This window comes from Pseudomonas sp. KUIN-1, from assembly GCF_009176725.1.
Taxonomy (GTDB): Bacteria; Pseudomonadota; Gammaproteobacteria; order Pseudomonadales; family Pseudomonadaceae; genus Aquipseudomonas; species Aquipseudomonas fragariae.
The window spans coordinates 1,414,525-1,428,536 of the sequence record NZ_AP020337.1 but is presented as its reverse complement, the minus strand read 5'-3'; the positions used below and the strand labels follow the sequence as shown (position 1 = coordinate 1,428,536).

General features: G+C 59.8%; 15 protein-coding genes. 1 reads left to right on the top strand and 14 read right to left on the bottom strand.

From position 1 onward, the window contains the following. Position 1 precedes the first annotated feature (1 nt). From hscA to trmJ, 8 genes are all read right to left on the bottom strand, one after another. A complete protein-coding gene (hscA, locus tag KUIN1_RS06885; protein ID WP_104723927.1) occupies positions 2-1,864 on the bottom strand; it encodes a Fe-S protein assembly chaperone HscA in 1,863 nt (620 codons plus the stop codon). 44 nt (positions 1,865-1,908) lie between these two features. Further along, the gene (gene hscB, locus KUIN1_RS06880; RefSeq protein ID WP_003339753.1) at positions 1,909-2,430 is read right to left on the bottom strand and encodes a co-chaperone HscB; all 522 of its coding nucleotides are present in this window, start codon (positions 2,428-2,430) and stop codon (positions 1,909-1,911) included. 10 nt (positions 2,431-2,440) lie between these two features. Next, entirely contained in the window at positions 2,441-2,764 is a 324-nt protein-coding gene (gene iscA, locus KUIN1_RS06875; protein ID WP_003365093.1) for an iron-sulfur cluster assembly protein IscA, read from the bottom strand. A 71-nt stretch (positions 2,765-2,835) separates the two neighbouring features. Beyond that, entirely contained in the window at positions 2,836-3,222 is a 387-nt protein-coding gene (gene iscU / locus KUIN1_RS06870; protein WP_002552476.1) for a Fe-S cluster assembly scaffold IscU, read from the bottom strand. 81 nt (positions 3,223-3,303) lie between these two features. Beyond that, positions 3,304-4,518, bottom strand: a complete 1,215-nt coding sequence (locus tag KUIN1_RS06865; protein WP_003365095.1) for an IscS subfamily cysteine desulfurase — start codon at positions 4,516-4,518, stop codon at positions 3,304-3,306. 44 nt (positions 4,519-4,562) lie between these two features. Continuing rightward, positions 4,563-5,054, bottom strand: a complete 492-nt coding sequence (iscR, locus tag KUIN1_RS06860; RefSeq protein ID WP_002552474.1) for a Fe-S cluster assembly transcriptional regulator IscR — start codon at positions 5,052-5,054, stop codon at positions 4,563-4,565. A gap of 159 nt (positions 5,055-5,213) precedes the next feature. Then, positions 5,214-5,990, bottom strand: coding sequence for a serine O-acetyltransferase (cysE, locus tag KUIN1_RS06850; RefSeq protein ID WP_003365098.1), 777 nt, complete (start codon positions 5,988-5,990; stop codon positions 5,214-5,216). Next, positions 5,990-6,754: a tRNA (cytosine(32)/uridine(32)-2'-O)-methyltransferase TrmJ gene (gene trmJ, locus KUIN1_RS06845; protein ID WP_024642821.1), complete on the bottom strand. Its 765-nt coding sequence runs from the start codon at positions 6,752-6,754 to the stop codon at positions 5,990-5,992. The genes cysE and trmJ overlap by 1 nt, the downstream gene beginning before the upstream one ends. Positions 6,755-6,969: 215 nt before the next feature. Here trmJ and suhB point away from each other — a divergent pair, with 215 nt between their 5' ends. Beyond that, complete coding sequence (gene suhB / locus KUIN1_RS06840) at positions 6,970-7,785, top strand: type III secretion system regulator SuhB (RefSeq protein WP_003314166.1); 816 nt, start codon at positions 6,970-6,972, stop codon at positions 7,783-7,785. Between the two features lie 67 nt (positions 7,786-7,852). On the opposite strand, the gene KUIN1_RS06835 is transcribed toward suhB, so the two are convergent. From KUIN1_RS06835 to queA, 6 genes are all read right to left on the bottom strand, one after another. Next, positions 7,853-8,392 carry a glycine zipper 2TM domain-containing protein gene (locus tag KUIN1_RS06835; RefSeq protein ID WP_003421912.1) on the bottom strand — a complete coding sequence of 180 codons (540 nt, stop codon included), beginning with the start codon at positions 8,390-8,392 and terminating at the stop codon, positions 7,853-7,855. A gap of 108 nt (positions 8,393-8,500) precedes the next feature. Then, complete coding sequence (gene secF, locus KUIN1_RS06830; RefSeq protein WP_004666079.1) at positions 8,501-9,412, bottom strand: protein translocase subunit SecF; 912 nt, start codon at positions 9,410-9,412, stop codon at positions 8,501-8,503. Positions 9,413-9,421: 9 nt separating this feature from the next. Further along, positions 9,422-11,290 carry a protein translocase subunit SecD gene (secD, locus tag KUIN1_RS06825; RefSeq protein ID WP_004406506.1) on the bottom strand — a complete coding sequence of 623 codons (1,869 nt, stop codon included), beginning with the start codon at positions 11,288-11,290 and terminating at the stop codon, positions 9,422-9,424. Positions 11,291-11,353: 63 nt separating this feature from the next. Continuing rightward, positions 11,354-11,689 (bottom strand): preprotein translocase subunit YajC, encoded by a 336-nt coding sequence (gene yajC / locus KUIN1_RS06820; protein ID WP_002552468.1) that lies wholly within the window; start codon positions 11,687-11,689, stop codon positions 11,354-11,356. A gap of 53 nt (positions 11,690-11,742) precedes the next feature. Beyond that, the gene (gene tgt / locus KUIN1_RS06815; RefSeq protein WP_172980091.1) at positions 11,743-12,858 is read right to left on the bottom strand and encodes a tRNA guanosine(34) transglycosylase Tgt; all 1,116 of its coding nucleotides are present in this window, start codon (positions 12,856-12,858) and stop codon (positions 11,743-11,745) included. Positions 12,859-12,872: 14 nt separating this feature from the next. Next, the gene (gene queA / locus KUIN1_RS06810) at positions 12,873-13,937 is read right to left on the bottom strand and encodes a tRNA preQ1(34) S-adenosylmethionine ribosyltransferase-isomerase QueA (RefSeq protein ID WP_004406511.1); all 1,065 of its coding nucleotides are present in this window, start codon (positions 13,935-13,937) and stop codon (positions 12,873-12,875) included. Positions 13,938-14,012 lie beyond the last annotated feature (75 nt).

The following is a 14,012-nucleotide window of genomic DNA, read 5'->3' as shown; positions in this document are numbered from 1 at the left end:
GTTATTCCTCAATCTCATTCAAGTTGCGCCCGGCCAGTGCGGCTTTTACCGTCGAATCGAGGCGTCGGGCAGCAAATGCATCGGTCACCTGCGACAGACGCTTGGTCTGCTGCTCGATGGCATAACCATCGGTGCCTTGCATCAGTTCACGGAGTTCGTTCATCTGCAGATTGATGACCAGGCGCTCTTCCTCGTCGAGAAGACGCTCGCCATCGGCGTCCAGGGCACCCTGAACTGCTTCGAGCAGACGCTCGGCATCAACCTGATGCTCACGCAGCACACGAGCGACCTTGTCGTCGCCGGCATACTCGAAGGAATCCTTGAGCATGCGAGTGACCTCGTCATCGGTCAGCCCGTAGGACGGCTTGACCTGAATGCTCGACTCGATGCCCGAGCCCATTTCACGCGCCGAAACGCTGAGCAGACCGTCAGCATCGACCTGGAAGGTGACACGAATCTTTGCCGCACCCGCGACCATCGGCGGGATGCCACGCAGTTCGAAGCGCGCCAGCGAACGACAGTCGCTGATCAATTCACGCTCGCCCTGCAGGACATGAATCTTCATGGCCGTCTGGCCATCCTTGTATGTGGTGAATTCCTGACCACGTGCCACAGGGATGGTGGTGTTGCGCGGAATGACTTTCTCCATCAGCCCGCCCATGGTTTCCAGCCCCAGCGAGAGCGGAATCACATCGAGGAGCAGCAGTTCGCCACCGTCACGCTTGTTGCCGGCCAGGGTATCGGCCTGGATCGCAGCCCCGATGGCCACCACCTGATCCGGGTCGATCTCGGTCAGCGGCTGACGACCGAACAGCTCGGCCACCGCTTCGCGCACTCGCGGAACACGGGTCGAACCGCCGACCATGACCACCGCCTCGACTTCTTCAAGCTCGATACCGGTGTCACGGACCGCACGACGGCAGGCCTTGAGGCTGCGCGCAACCATAGGTTCGATCAGCGCATTGAGCGCCTCGCGCGTCAGCGTGCCACGCCACTCGCCGTAGACGACCTCGACAGACTCGGCGTCAGTCAGCGCTTCCTTGGCCGAGCAGGCAGCCTGCAGCAGGCTGCGCTGCGCGGAAGGATCAATATCGGCTGACAGACCGGCATCCGTGACAATCCAGCTGGCTATCGCATGATCGAAGTCATCGCCACCCAGAGCGGTATCGCCGCCAGTGGCCAGTACTTCAAACACACCACCGGTCAGGCGCAGGATCGAAATATCGAAGGTTCCGCCGCCCAGGTCATAGATGGCAACCACACCTTCGGCCTTTTGATCCAGGCCGTAGGCCACCGCCGCAGCCGTAGGCTCATTGAGCAGGCGCAGTACATTGAGTCCCGCCAGTCTGGCAGCGTCCTTGGTCGCCTGACGCTGAGCATCATCGAAGTAGGCAGGAACGGTGATCACCGCGCCTACCAGCTCGCCACCCAGCGAGGCTTCTGCGCGCTGGCGCAGGACCTTGAGGATGTCGGCAGACACTTCGACCGGGCTTTTCGGCCCCTGCACGGTGTCGATGAACGGCATGTGCGACTCACCGCCGACGAACCGGTACGGCAGTTGCTCGCCCAGTTGCTTGACGTCGGTCAGACCACGGCCCATGAGACGCTTGACCGATAGAACGGTATTGAACGGGTCCTGGGAGGCGGCGATCTTCGCTGACTGCCCTACTTCGACACGATCAGCGTGATAGCGCACGGCAGACGGCAGAATGACCTGCCCCTCTGCATCGGCCAGCGGTTCGGACAGGCCGCTGCGTACTGCAGCAACCAGAGAATTGGTAGTGCCCAGGTCGATACCCACAGCCAGACGACGCTGGTGCGGTTGAGGACTCAGGCCGGGTTCGGCGATCTGCAGTAAAGCCATGCTGTTCAGAATAATCACTGGCGCGCGGCCGAAGCCGCGCGGGGTTAATCGTCGAGGCGCTCTTCTAACTGGCGCACTTCGTGAGAGAGCTTGTCGAGAAACTGCATACGCCGCATCAGCTTTTCAGCGTGCTCGCGTTGTGCAGCATCATTCCAACAGGCTGCGAAGCTCTGGTTCAGTTCGTCCTGAGCGATCTTGAGCTGACGCTTGAAGGTCGCGACGCCGGCCAGATCAGCCTCGTCCTGCAAGTCCTCGAGGTCTTCGCGCAATTGCATCTGCTGCAGAAGAAACTCGGGATCATGCACCGTGACTTCGAGCGGCACTTCGTTGCCGTTCATTGCCAGCAGATAACGCGCCCTTTTCGGCGGGCTTTTCAGGGTCTGATAGGCCTCGTTGAGACTGGCCGAGCGCTCCAGCGCCACACGCTGCTCACGCTCGGGGGCATCCGCAAAACGATCCGGATGCACGTTGCGCGCAAGCTCACGGTAGCGCGTGGCCAGTTGGTCAAGATCAAGCTGAAACTCGGGCTTGAGGTCAAACAGGGCGAAGTGACAGGGAGTACCCACAATAAAAGCCTCAGACGTTGAAGCTTTCGCCACAGCCGCACTCACCGCGCGAGTTGGGATTGTTGAACTTGAAGCCTTCGTTCAACCCTTCGCGCACGAAGTCGAGCTCGGTGCCATCCAGATAGACCAGACTTTTCGGGTCAATGATCACCTTGACGCCGTGCATTTCGAACACGGTGTCTTCGCTGGCCGCCTCATCGACGAACTCGAGCACATAGGCAAGACCTGAACAGCCTGTGGTGCGAACACCCAGACGAACGCCGTCACCCTTGCCGCGCCCCTCGAGGGAACGTCGTACGTGGTTAGCGGCAGCTTCTGTCATGCTGATAGCCATCGGAACTCCTTAGCCTGTTGCATTAGCCTGTTGCAGTTGACTCTGTTGCAAGCTTCTCTTGAAAAGCCCGCTTACAGCAGACCTTTCTTCTGCTTGTAGTCGCGAACGGCGGCCTTGATGGCGTCTTCAGCGAGTACCGAGCAGTGAATCTTCACTGGCGGCAGTGCCAGCTCTTCAGCCAGCTGAGTGTTCTTGATGGTCTCTGCTTCATCCAGAGTCTTGCCTTTCATCCACTCGGTCGCCAGGGAGCTGGACGCGATGGCCGAACCGCAGCCGTAGGTCTTGAACTTGGCGTCTTCGATAACGCCCTGCTCGTTGACCTTGATCTGCAGGCGCATCACGTCGCCGCACGCAGGAGCGCCGACCATGCCGGTGCCGACGTCAGGATCTTCCGCGTTCATCTTGCCGACGTTACGTGGATTTTCGTAGTGGTCGATGACCTTTTCGCTGTAAGCCATGATTCTATTCCTCTCACATCAGGGAGCCGCTCTGCAGGTCACGCGCAATTGCCCATGACCTGTATTGGAGGCGACTTTAAATTAGTGCGCCGCCCACTCGATCTTGGAGATGTCGACGCCGTCTTTGAACATGTCCCACAGCGGCGAAAGTGTGCGCAGCCGGGTGACAGCCTCGCAAACCTTCTGCGCGGCGTAATCGATCTCTTCTTCGGTGCTGAACCGGCCGAAGGTGAAACGAATCGAACTGTGCGCCAGCTCATCGTTGCGACCCAGGGCACGCAGCACGTACGAAGGCTCAAGCGAGGCCGAAGTACAGGCCGAACCGGACGATACCGCCAGATCCTTGAGTGCCATGATCAGCGACTCGCCTTCGACATAGTTGAAGCTCAGGTTCAGGTTGTGCGGTACGCGGGCAGTCAGGCTGCCGTTGACGTACAGCTCTTCCAGATTTTCGACCTGCTTGAAGAAACGATCGCTGAGTGCCTTGATGCGCACGTTTTCAGCAGCCATTTCTTCCTTGGCGATGCGGAATGCTTCGCCCATGCCGACGATCTGGTGGGTCGCCAGGGTACCGGAACGCATGCCCCGCTCATGACCGCCGCCGTGCATGGTCGCTTCCAGGCGAACACGTGGCTTGCGGCTGACGTAGAGCGCGCCGATGCCTTTTGGGCCGTAGGTCTTGTGTGCAGAGAACGACATCAGGTCAACCTTGAGGCTGGCCAGATCGATTTCAACCTTGCCGGTCGACTGCGCGCCATCGACGTGGAACAGCACACCGCGCGAACGGGTCAGTTCACCGATCGCGGCAATATCGTTGATGGTGCCGATCTCGTTGTTCACATGCATGATCGAAACCAGGATGGTGTCGTCGCGCAGTGCCGCTTCAATCATGGCAGGCGTGATCAGACCGTCTTCACCGGGCTCGATGTAGGTCACTTCGAAACCTTCGCGTTCCAGCTGGCGAGTGGTGTCGAGGACAGCCTTGTGTTCAACCTTGGAGGTGATCAGGTGCTTGCCTTTGCTGGCATAGAAATGCGCAACACCCTTGATAGCCAGGTTGTTGGATTCGGTAGCACCCGAGGTCCAGACGATTTCGCGCGGATCGGCGTTGACCAGATCAGCGACCTGACGACGGGCGTTCTCGACCGCTTCTTCGGCTTTCCAGCCAAAGACGTGGGAGCGCGAGGCCGGGTTGCCGAAGTTTCCTTCGACGGTCAGGCAATCGATCATTTTCTGCGCGACGCGCGGATCGACCGGGGTCGTCGCGGAGTAGTCGAGGTAAATTGGCAATTTCATTGAAGCTCTCCTATCAGGCAGGCGCACCGCTCATTCATCTGCGTTCATTCGACGGCGGACGTTTCGATCTTACCCAGTTGCGACATGTGATTATGACCACGGCGCATATCCTGGCGCTGAGCAACTTCTTGTACCTCACGGCGAGTGACAAGATCCGCCAAGCTGATACCGCTTAGAAATTCGTGAATCTGCTGGCTCAGGTCGCACCACAAGTGATGGGTCAGGCAGGTATCGCCAGCATGGCAATCGCCCAGACCCTGACACCGCGTGGCATCGACCGATTCATTGACTGCATCGACAACCTGAGCAACCTGGATGCCTTTCATGTCGCGCGACAGCTGGTAACCACCACCCGGACCACGAACACTGGAAACCAGATTGCCGCGACGCAGCTTGGCGAACAGCTGCTCGAGGTAGGACAGGGAAATACCCTGCCGCTCGGAGATGTCGGCCAGAGACACTGGCCCGTTCTGCGCATGCAACGCCAGGTCAAGCATGGCTGTTACAGCGTATCGGCCTTTAGTAGTCAGTCGCATGGCGTATACCGCAGAGGTTCGGAATGAGAGCGAGTATGCTATTCCCGAGTAAAAGAGTCAACTATTAGACCAAGTAAAACAGTCGGGATTAGCGAAAAGTGCGGGCTGCATCATAGCAAAGGTGCGGCGTAATGGCACGCACCTTGCCCGTCGTGAGCGCTAGCCGACCTTGCCTTCCTGGCAGTCCTTGACGCAGTCGAAAACCTCGTCGCGCAACTCCGGCAGCTCCTTGGCGCGGTAATCGCTGCCAAGCCTGCCGAGCGCATCGCACATGCCTTCAAGACGGCCGTCGACAGCCTGCAAATGGTCAAGCAGCTGGCCAATGGCGCGCGCGACCGGATCAGGCATATCTGCACTGACACCGTACGCGTCGAAGCCGAGCTTCTCGGCCATGGCTTTGCGCCTGGCCTCAACCTCGTCGTCCGACTTGACGATGATCCGCCCCGGGATGCCCACTGCGGTTGCGCCCGCAGGCACAGCCTTGGTGACCACTGCGTTGGAGCCAATCTTGGCGCCGGCGCCGACAGTGAACGGCCCAAGTACCTTGGCACCCGCCCCGACCACCACACCGTCTTCCAGCGTCGGATGGCGCTTGCCGGCATTCCAGCTGGTGCCGCCCAGGGTCACGCCCTGATAGAGGGTGACGTCGTTACCGATCTCGGCGGTCTCGCCAATCACGATGCCCATGCCGTGGTCGATAAAAAAGCGGCGACCGATGCGCGCACCCGGATGGATCTCGATACCGGTCATCCAGCGGCCGAAGTTCGAGACTACCCGCGCTGGCCATTTCCAGCCGTTGCGCCACAGAATGTGGGCGAAGCGGTGCAGCCAGATCGCGTGCATCCCCGGATAGCAGGTCAGGACTTCAAAGGCGTTGCGCGCTGCGGGATCGCGGTGGAACACGCTTTGAATGTCTTCTCGCAGACGCTCGAACATCACTGATCCTTTCGCTTGTAGGGTTCACCGCGTGCGGCTTTCTGGGTTTCGGTGAGCACACCGCGCAGGATACTCAGCTCGGAACGTTCGACTTCGCTACGCCCGTACAGTCTGCGCAGCCGGGCCATCAGATGCCGCGGCTTTTCCGGATCAAGAAAGCCGATAGCCACAAGCGTGGCCTCAAGATGGGTGTAGAAACCTTCCATTTCGTCCATCGTCGCCAGCTCGGCATTGTGCGCCGAGGCGGGCTTGGAAGCCTCGCCCTGCTCCGCCGCAGCCAGCCAGGCCACGCGCACCTCATAACTGAGCACCTGTACGGCAGCCGCCAGATTGAGCGAACTGAACACAGGGTCAGACGGGATGTGCACATGGAAGTGGCAGCGCTGCAGCTCTTCGTTGGTCAAGCCCGCGTGCTCACGACCGAACACCAGCGCCACCTCGGCGCCCTCACCGGCCTGCTCGATGACTTTTTCACCCGAGGCGCGCGGATCCAGCATGGGCCACGGCAGGCTTCGATCCCGCGCGCTGGTGCCCAGCACCAGACGGCAGCCGACCAGCGCTTCTTCGAGGGTCGCCACCACCTGCGCGCCCTCGAGGATGTCGGTAGCGCCGGACGCACGCGCATCGGCATCGGGCGAAGGGAAGATCCGCGGATCGACCAGCACCAGACGCGAAAGCCCCATGTTTTTCATGGCGCGAGCCGCCCCGCCGATATTTCCGGGATGGGTAGTGCCGACCAGGACAACACGAATGTTCTGCAACAAAGCGAACGCTCACTGACACGAATTAGGGGGGCAAATCTTACAGAAACGGCTCGGCTAACGCTATGAAGCTGTGCGGACCGCAACCGCAGAAGCGACCGCGCCGGACGCAAAAAAACACACACGAACCCGACAACCGTAACAACGCAAGGCTGGAAATAATTCGAATCAGCCCATAGAATGCCCGGCTCTCTTTAACAACCTTAGGTGAATTATCCATGCAGCCCATGCTGAATATCGCGCTGCGCGCCGCCCGCAGCGCCAGCGAATTGATTTTCCGCTCCATCGAGCGCCTGGATACCATCAAGGTTGACGAAAAAGAAGCCAAAGACTACGTCACAGAGATCGACCGCGCTGCCGAGCAAAGCATCATCACCGCTCTGCGCAAGGCCTACCCGACTCACGGCATTCTCGGCGAAGAAAGCGGCCTGCACGAAGGCAGCGGCGAAGGCACCGACTACCTGTGGATCATCGATCCACTGGACGGCACCACCAACTTCGTTCGCGGCATCCCGCACTTTGCTGTCAGCATCGCCTGCAAATACCGCGGCCGCCTCGAGCACGCCGTGGTTCTCGATCCGGTCCGCCAGGAAGAATTCACCGCCAGCCGTGGTCGTGGCGCAGCCCTGAACGGTCGCCGCCTGCGCGTCAGCCAGCGCAAGAGCCTGGAAGGCGCCCTGCTCGGCACCGGCTTCCCGTTTCGTGACAACCAGATGGACAACATCGAGAACTACCTGGGTATGTTCCGCAGCCTGGTAGGCCAGACCGCCGGCATCCGCCGCGCAGGCGCTGCCAGCCTCGACCTGGCTTATGTTGCTGCTGGTCGCTTCGATGCGTTCTGGGAGTCAGGCCTGTCCGAGTGGGACATGGCTGCGGGCGCCCTGCTCATTCAGGAAGCAGGCGGCCTGGTCAGCGACTTCACCGGCGGTCACGACTTCCTCGAGAAAGGCCACATCGTTGCCGGCAATACCAAGTGCTTCAAGGCGGTTCTGACCGCGATCGCACCGCACCTGCCAGCTTCGCTCAAGCGTTAAGCGGCAGGCATAAAAAAACCGGCGCAAGCCGGTTTTTTTTATGTCTTGTGAAACTCAGCGACTGGCGTTATTGCGCCTGACCCAATATCAGCTGACCGTTCTTGTCGACCGGAATCTGGCTACCCGGATCACGCTCCATACGAACCTGACCGACCTTCTCATTCAACTTGTATTTGACGTTGTAGCCCACAACCTTGTCGCTCACATCGTTGACCGTCGTGCAGCGGTTCTGCGTAGTGGTGTAGGTGTCACGCTCCTGCATGCCTTCCTGAACCTTGTTACCGGCATACCCACCGCCGAGCGCGCCCGCGACCGTGGCGATTTTCTTGCCATTACCACCGCCGACCTGATTGCCGAGCAAACCACCGGCAACCGCGCCAATCACGCTACCGACGATCTGATGCTGGTCCTTGACCGGCGCCTGACGGGTAACGGTTACGTCCTTGCAAACTTCACGGGGGGTTTTGATCTGCTGGTTGATCGGCTCTACCGCCAATACATCCGCATACTCAGGACCACCCTTGACCAAGCTATAGGTGGCAACGGCGCCGCCAGCAGTCACGACAGCAGCACCTAACACAGCACCAACAAGCATAGACTTGTTCACTTGAACCTCCTGACCAATCGAAACGCAGCATGGCTGCGCAATGCCTAGCCTTGGAGCATAAAAAAAGGCGCGAGTTCAGCACTCGCGCCTTTTTTATGATGGCCGGATCTACGGCAGGTCGTCAGCCTTCTCGACGACCACTGGAGGAATCAGGTCCTCGGTGGTCAGGTTCAGCCAGATCAGCACCACGTTGGCGATGTAGATGGACGAGTAGGTACCCGCCAGCACACCGATGAACAACGCGATGGAGAAGCCTTCCAGGCTGTCGCCGCCAAATGCCCACAATGCCACGATCGCCAGCAGGGTCGAAACCGAGGTGGCAATGGTGCGCAGCAGTGTCTGGGTGGTGGAGATGTTGATGTTCTCGATCAGCGAAGCCTTGCGCAGCAGGCGGAAGTTTTCGCGTACCCGGTCGAAGACCACGATGGTGTCGTTCAGCGAGTAACCGATGATCGCCAGCACCGCCGCCAGCACCGTCAGGTCGAAGGTGATCTGGAAGAACGACAGGATACCCATCGTCACCACCACGTCGTGGATCAGCGAGATGATCGCCCCGACGGCGAATTTCCACTGGAAGCGGAATGCCAGGTAGATCAGAACACCGCCCAGCGCCATCAGCATGCCGAGGCCGCCCTGATCGCGCAGCTCTTCACCCACCTGCGGGCCGACGAATTCGACACGCTTGACCACTGCCGGGTTATCGGCACCGGCCTTGCGCAGCGCCTCGGCAACCTGAGTGCCCAGTTGCGGGTCTTCACCCGGCATGCGCACCAGCAAGTCAGTGGTGGCGCCGAAGCTCTGTACAACGGCTTCGTGATAGCCCGCCGAAACCAGCTCCTGACGGACCTTGCCCAGGTCGGCGGGACGTTCGTAGGTCAGCTCGATGAGCGTACCGCCGGTGAAGTCCAGACCAAAGTTGAGCCCTTTATGGAACCAGCTGAACAACGCCAGTGCGGTAAGGAGCATCGTGATGGCGAACGCAACATTGCGAACGCCCATGAAGTTGATGGTACGTAACATGGCAGCCCCTTAAATCCACAACTTCTTGAAGTCACGACCGCCGTAGATCAGGTTGACCATAGCGCGGGTCACCATGATGGCCGTGAACATCGAGGTAAAGATCCCGAGCGACATGGTCACCGCAAACCCTTTGACCGGGCCGGTGCCCATTGCAAAGAGGATGCCGCCGACCAGCAGCGTCGTCAGGTTGGCGTCGAGGATCGCCGTGTAGGCACGATCGAAACCTTCGTTGATAGCACGCTGGACCGTCATGCCGTTGGCGATCTCCTCACGAATCCGCGAGAAGATCAGCACGTTGGCGTCCACCGCCATACCCATGGTCAACACGATACCGGCGATACCCGGCAGGGTCAGCGTTGCCCCCAGCAAGGACATCAAGGCCAGCAGCATGACCATGTTCAGGGCCAGTGCGACAGTCGCGATCAGACCGAAGAAACGGTAGATCGCCATGATGAAGATCGAGACGAACAGCATGCCCCACAGGGAAGCGTCGATACCCTTGGTGATGTTGTCGGCACCCAGGCTAGGACCAATGGTGCGCTCTTCGGCGAAGTACATCGGTGCCGCCAGACCACCGGCACGCAACAGCAGCGCCAGCTCGGAAGATTCACCCTGACCGTTCAGACCGGTAATCCGGAACTGACTGCCCAGTGGCGACTGGATGGTCGCCAGGCTGATGATTTTCTTGTCTTCCTTGAAGGTCTGCACCGGCACGTCTTTCTCGACACCGTCGACCATCTGCTTGGTGTAGGTGGTGGTCGGACGCTGTTCGATGAAGATCACCGCCATGCTGCGTCCCACATTGCTGCGGGTTGCACGGCTCATCAGTTCGCCACCATGACCATCGAGGTTGATGTTCACCTGTGGACGACCATGCTCGTCGAAGCTGGCCTTGGCGTCAGTCACCTGATCACCGGTAATGATCAGACCACGCTCCACCGCCGCTGCCGGACGACCGCCTTCGCGGAATTCGAACATCTCGGTGGTGCCTTTCGAATCATCCGGGCCTGCACCCAGACGGAATTCGAGGTTGGCGGTCTTGCCCAGAATACGCTTGGCTTCGGCCGTATCCTGCACACCCGGCAACTCGACCACGATGCGGTTGGCACCCTGGCGCTGAACCAACGGCTCGGCAACGCCCAGCTCGTTGACCCGGTTACGGACGGTGGTCAGGTTCTGCTTGATCGAGTATTCACGAATCTCGGCCAGCTTGGCCGGCGTCAGCGCCATGCGCAGTACAGGGATACCGTTCAGCTCGGCAGGCGTGATTTCGAAATCGGTAAAGGTCTTGCGCACCAGTGCACGCGCCTGCTCGCGCTCTGCATCGTCGGTGAAGCCCAGCTGAATCACATTGCCCAGCTGCGGCAGGCTGCGATAACGCACCTTTTCCTTGCGCAACAGGGATTTGACTTCGCCTTCGTAGACTTTCAGACGTGCATCGATCGCCTTGTCCATGTCGACTTCCAGCAGGAAGTGCACACCGCCGGACAGGTCGAGACCGAGCTTCATCGGGCTTGCACCCAGGTTACGCAACCAGGTCGGCGTGGTACGCGCCAGGTTCAGTGCAACGACATAGTCGTCACCCAACGCCTTGCGCACGACATCCTTGGCTGGCAACTGGTCTTCCTGCTTGCTCAGACGCAACAAACCGCCCTTGCCATTCTCGGCCAGAGAAGAAGCCTTGACCGAGATGCCGGCATCGGCAAGCGCCTTGGCTGCACGATCCACGTCCGCCTGATTGACTTGCAGCGCAGTGCTTGCGCCGCTGATCTGGATGGCAGAATCATCAGGGTAGAGATTGGGTGCGGAATAAATAAAACCGACCACCAGCACCGCCAGGATCAGTACGTATTTCCACAGAGGGTATTTGTTCAGCATCACGCCGCCCGCTTAAAACGCGGGGCGCCTTGCGCGCCCCGTCGATGGGTAAAAAGTTGTTGCTCAGATCGCTTTCAGGGTGCCTTTAGGCAGAGTGGCCGCGATGGCGCCCTTCTGGATTTTCAGCTCAACGGTGTCAGACACTTCGATGACCACAAAGTCATCGGTCACTTTGTTGATCTTGCCCGCGATACCGCCACTGGTGACAACTTCGTCGCCTTTCTGCAGGTTACCCAGCAGGTTTTTCTGCTCTTTGGCACGCTTGGCCTGTGGACGCCAGATCATCAGGTAGAAGATGACCAGAAAGCCGACCAGGAAAATCCACTCGAAACCACTGCCCGCAGGACCGGCAGCCGGTGCAGCAGCATCCGCAAAAGCGGGAGAGATGAAAAAGCTCATTTGTCGCTCCAGTTACATAATTAGTATAAAAAGCAGGAAAAACTCGTTCTGTTTCAACCCAGAGGCGGCGTTGGAAGGCCGCGTTTGGCATAGAAGGCATCGACGAAGGCGGCCAATGTACCCTGTTGAATAGCCTCGCGCAAACCAGCCATAAGCAGCTGGTAGTGCCGCAAATTGTGGATTGTATTGAGCATGCTCCCCAGCATTTCCCCGCACTTGTCCAGGTGATGCAGATAAGCGCGCGAGAAGTTCTGGCAGGTGTAGCAATCGCAGGTCGGATCCAGCGGCGAATTGTCGTGACGATGGAACGCGTTACGGATTTTCAATACACCGGTATCGGTGAACAGATGGCCGTTGCGAGCGTTGCGGGTCGGCATCACGCAGTCGAACATGTCGACGCCACGGCGCACACCTTCGACCAGATCTTCCGGCTTGCCTACACCCATCAGGTAACGAGGTTTGTCTGCCGGCATGAGGCCCGGCAGGTAATCGAGCACCTTGATCATCTCGTGCTTGGGTTCGCCTACCGACAGACCGCCAATCGCCAGACCGTCGAAACCGATTTCGTCCAGGCCTTCCAGCGAGCGCTTGCGCAGGTTCTCGTGCATGCCCCCCTGAACGATGCCGAACAGCGCGGCAGTGTTTTCGCCGTGGGCGATTTTGGAACGCTTGGCCCAGCGCAGCGACAGCTCCATGGAGACACGCGCCACATCTTCGTCGGCCGGGTACGGTGTGCATTCGTCGAAGATCATCACCACGTCCGAACCCAGATCACGCTGGACCTGCATCGACTCTTCCGGCCCCATGAACACCTTGGCACCATCGACCGGCGAGGCAAACGTCACGCCCTCTTCCTTGATCTTGCGCATGGCGCCCAGGCTGAACACCTGAAAACCGCCGGAGTCGGTCAGAATCGGCCCCTTCCACTGCATGAAATCGTGCAGGTCGCCGTGGCCCTTGATGACTTCGGTCCCCGGACGCAGCCACAGGTGAAACGTGTTGCCCAGAATCATCTGCGCGCCGGTCGCCTCTATATCACGGGGCAGCATGCCCTTGACCGTGCCATAGGTGCCCACCGGCATGAACGCCGGGGTTTCCACCACACCACGCGGGAAGGTCAGCCGACCGCGACGGGCCTTGCCATCGGTGGTCAACAACTCGAAAGACATACGACAGGTGCGACTCATGCGTGATCCTCTGGTGCCGATTCCTGTGGGGCCGTCGGCGCGGGATTGCGGGTGATGAACATCGCATCACCGTAACTGAAGAAGCGGTAGCCGTGCTCAATGGCCGCCGCGTAGGCCGCCATCGTCTCGGGATAACCGGCGAACGCCGAAACCAGCATCAACAGCGTGGATTCAGGCAAATGGAAATTGGTCACCAGGGCATCGACCACGTGAAACGGCCGGCCTGGATAGATGAAGATGTCGGTATCGCCACTGAACGGCTTCAGTTCGCCATCACGCGCGGCACTCTCCAGCGAGCGCACGCTGGTGGTCCCGACGGCAATCACCCGCCCGCCCCGTGCACGGCACGCGGCGACGGCGTCGACCACGTCCTGGCCAACTTCCAGCCATTCGCTGTGCATGTGGTGATCTTCGATCTGCTCGACGCGCACCGGCTGGAACGTCCCTGCGCCGACATGCAGAGTGACGAACGCGGTTTCAACGCCCTTGGCAGCAATCGCCTCGAGCAGCGGCTGATCGAAATGCAGGCCGGCAGTCGGCGCAGCCACCGCACCCGCACGCTGCGCGTAAACGGTCTGATAGCGCTCGCGATCCGCGCCTTCATCCGGACGGTCTATATAAGGAGGCAACGGCATATGGCCGACACGCTCCAGCAACGGCAGCACTTCTTCGGCGAAGCGCAACTCGAACAGCGCATCGTGGCGCGCCACCATCTCGGCCTCGCCACTGCCATCGATCAGAATCGACGAGCCAGGCTTGGGCGACTTGCTCGAGCGCACATGCGCCAGCACACGATGGCTGTCCAGCACGCGCTCGACCAGAATCTCCAGCTTGCCGCCGGAGGCTTTCTGCCCGAACAGGCGTGCGGGAATGACCCGGGTATTGTTGAACACCATCAAGTCGCCCGGGCGCAGATGCTCGAGCAAATCGGTGAATTGACGATGTGCCAGCGCACCCGTCGGCCCATCGAGGGTCAACAGACGACTGCTGCGACGCTCGGCCAGTGGATGGCGAGCAATCAGGGAATCGGGGAGTTCGAAGGTAAAGTCAGCGACGCGCATGATCGGGTTCGTTTAGCAGGGCCGGGAAGTTTATCCGGTTTGACGGCATTAGTAAAAAACCTGCGTAAATCCCTG

What these genes read in the sequence shown, in the direction of transcription:
- tgt (WP_172980091.1), bottom strand. Translation starts at nt 12,858, where the DNA reads ATGTCTTTCGAGTTGTTGACCACCGATGGCAAGGCCCGTCGCGGTCGG.
- queA (WP_004406511.1), bottom strand. Translation starts at nt 13,937, where the DNA reads ATGCGCGTCGCTGACTTTACCTTCGAACTCCCCGATTCCCTGATTGCT.
- secF (WP_004666079.1), bottom strand. Translation starts at nt 9,412, where the DNA reads ATGTTACGTACCATCAACTTCATGGGCGTTCGCAATGTTGCGTTCGCC.
- iscR (WP_002552474.1), bottom strand. Translation starts at nt 5,054, where the DNA reads ATGCGACTGACTACTAAAGGCCGATACGCTGTAACAGCCATGCTTGAC.
- KUIN1_RS06865 (WP_003365095.1), bottom strand. Translation starts at nt 4,518, where the DNA reads ATGAAATTGCCAATTTACCTCGACTACTCCGCGACGACCCCGGTCGAT.
- hscA (WP_104723927.1), bottom strand. Translation starts at nt 1,864, where the DNA reads ATGGCTTTACTGCAGATCGCCGAACCCGGCCTGAGTCCTCAACCGCAC.
- secD (WP_004406506.1), bottom strand. Translation starts at nt 11,290, where the DNA reads ATGCTGAACAAATACCCTCTGTGGAAATACGTACTGATCCTGGCGGTG.
- cysE (WP_003365098.1), bottom strand. Translation starts at nt 5,990, where the DNA reads ATGTTCGAGCGTCTGCGAGAAGACATTCAAAGCGTGTTCCACCGCGAT.
- yajC (WP_002552468.1), bottom strand. Translation starts at nt 11,689, where the DNA reads ATGAGCTTTTTCATCTCTCCCGCTTTTGCGGATGCTGCTGCACCGGCT.
- suhB (WP_003314166.1), top strand. Translation starts at nt 6,970, where the DNA reads ATGCAGCCCATGCTGAATATCGCGCTGCGCGCCGCCCGCAGCGCCAGC.
- iscA (WP_003365093.1), bottom strand. Translation starts at nt 2,764, where the DNA reads ATGGCTATCAGCATGACAGAAGCTGCCGCTAACCACGTACGACGTTCC.
- iscU (WP_002552476.1), bottom strand. Translation starts at nt 3,222, where the DNA reads ATGGCTTACAGCGAAAAGGTCATCGACCACTACGAAAATCCACGTAAC.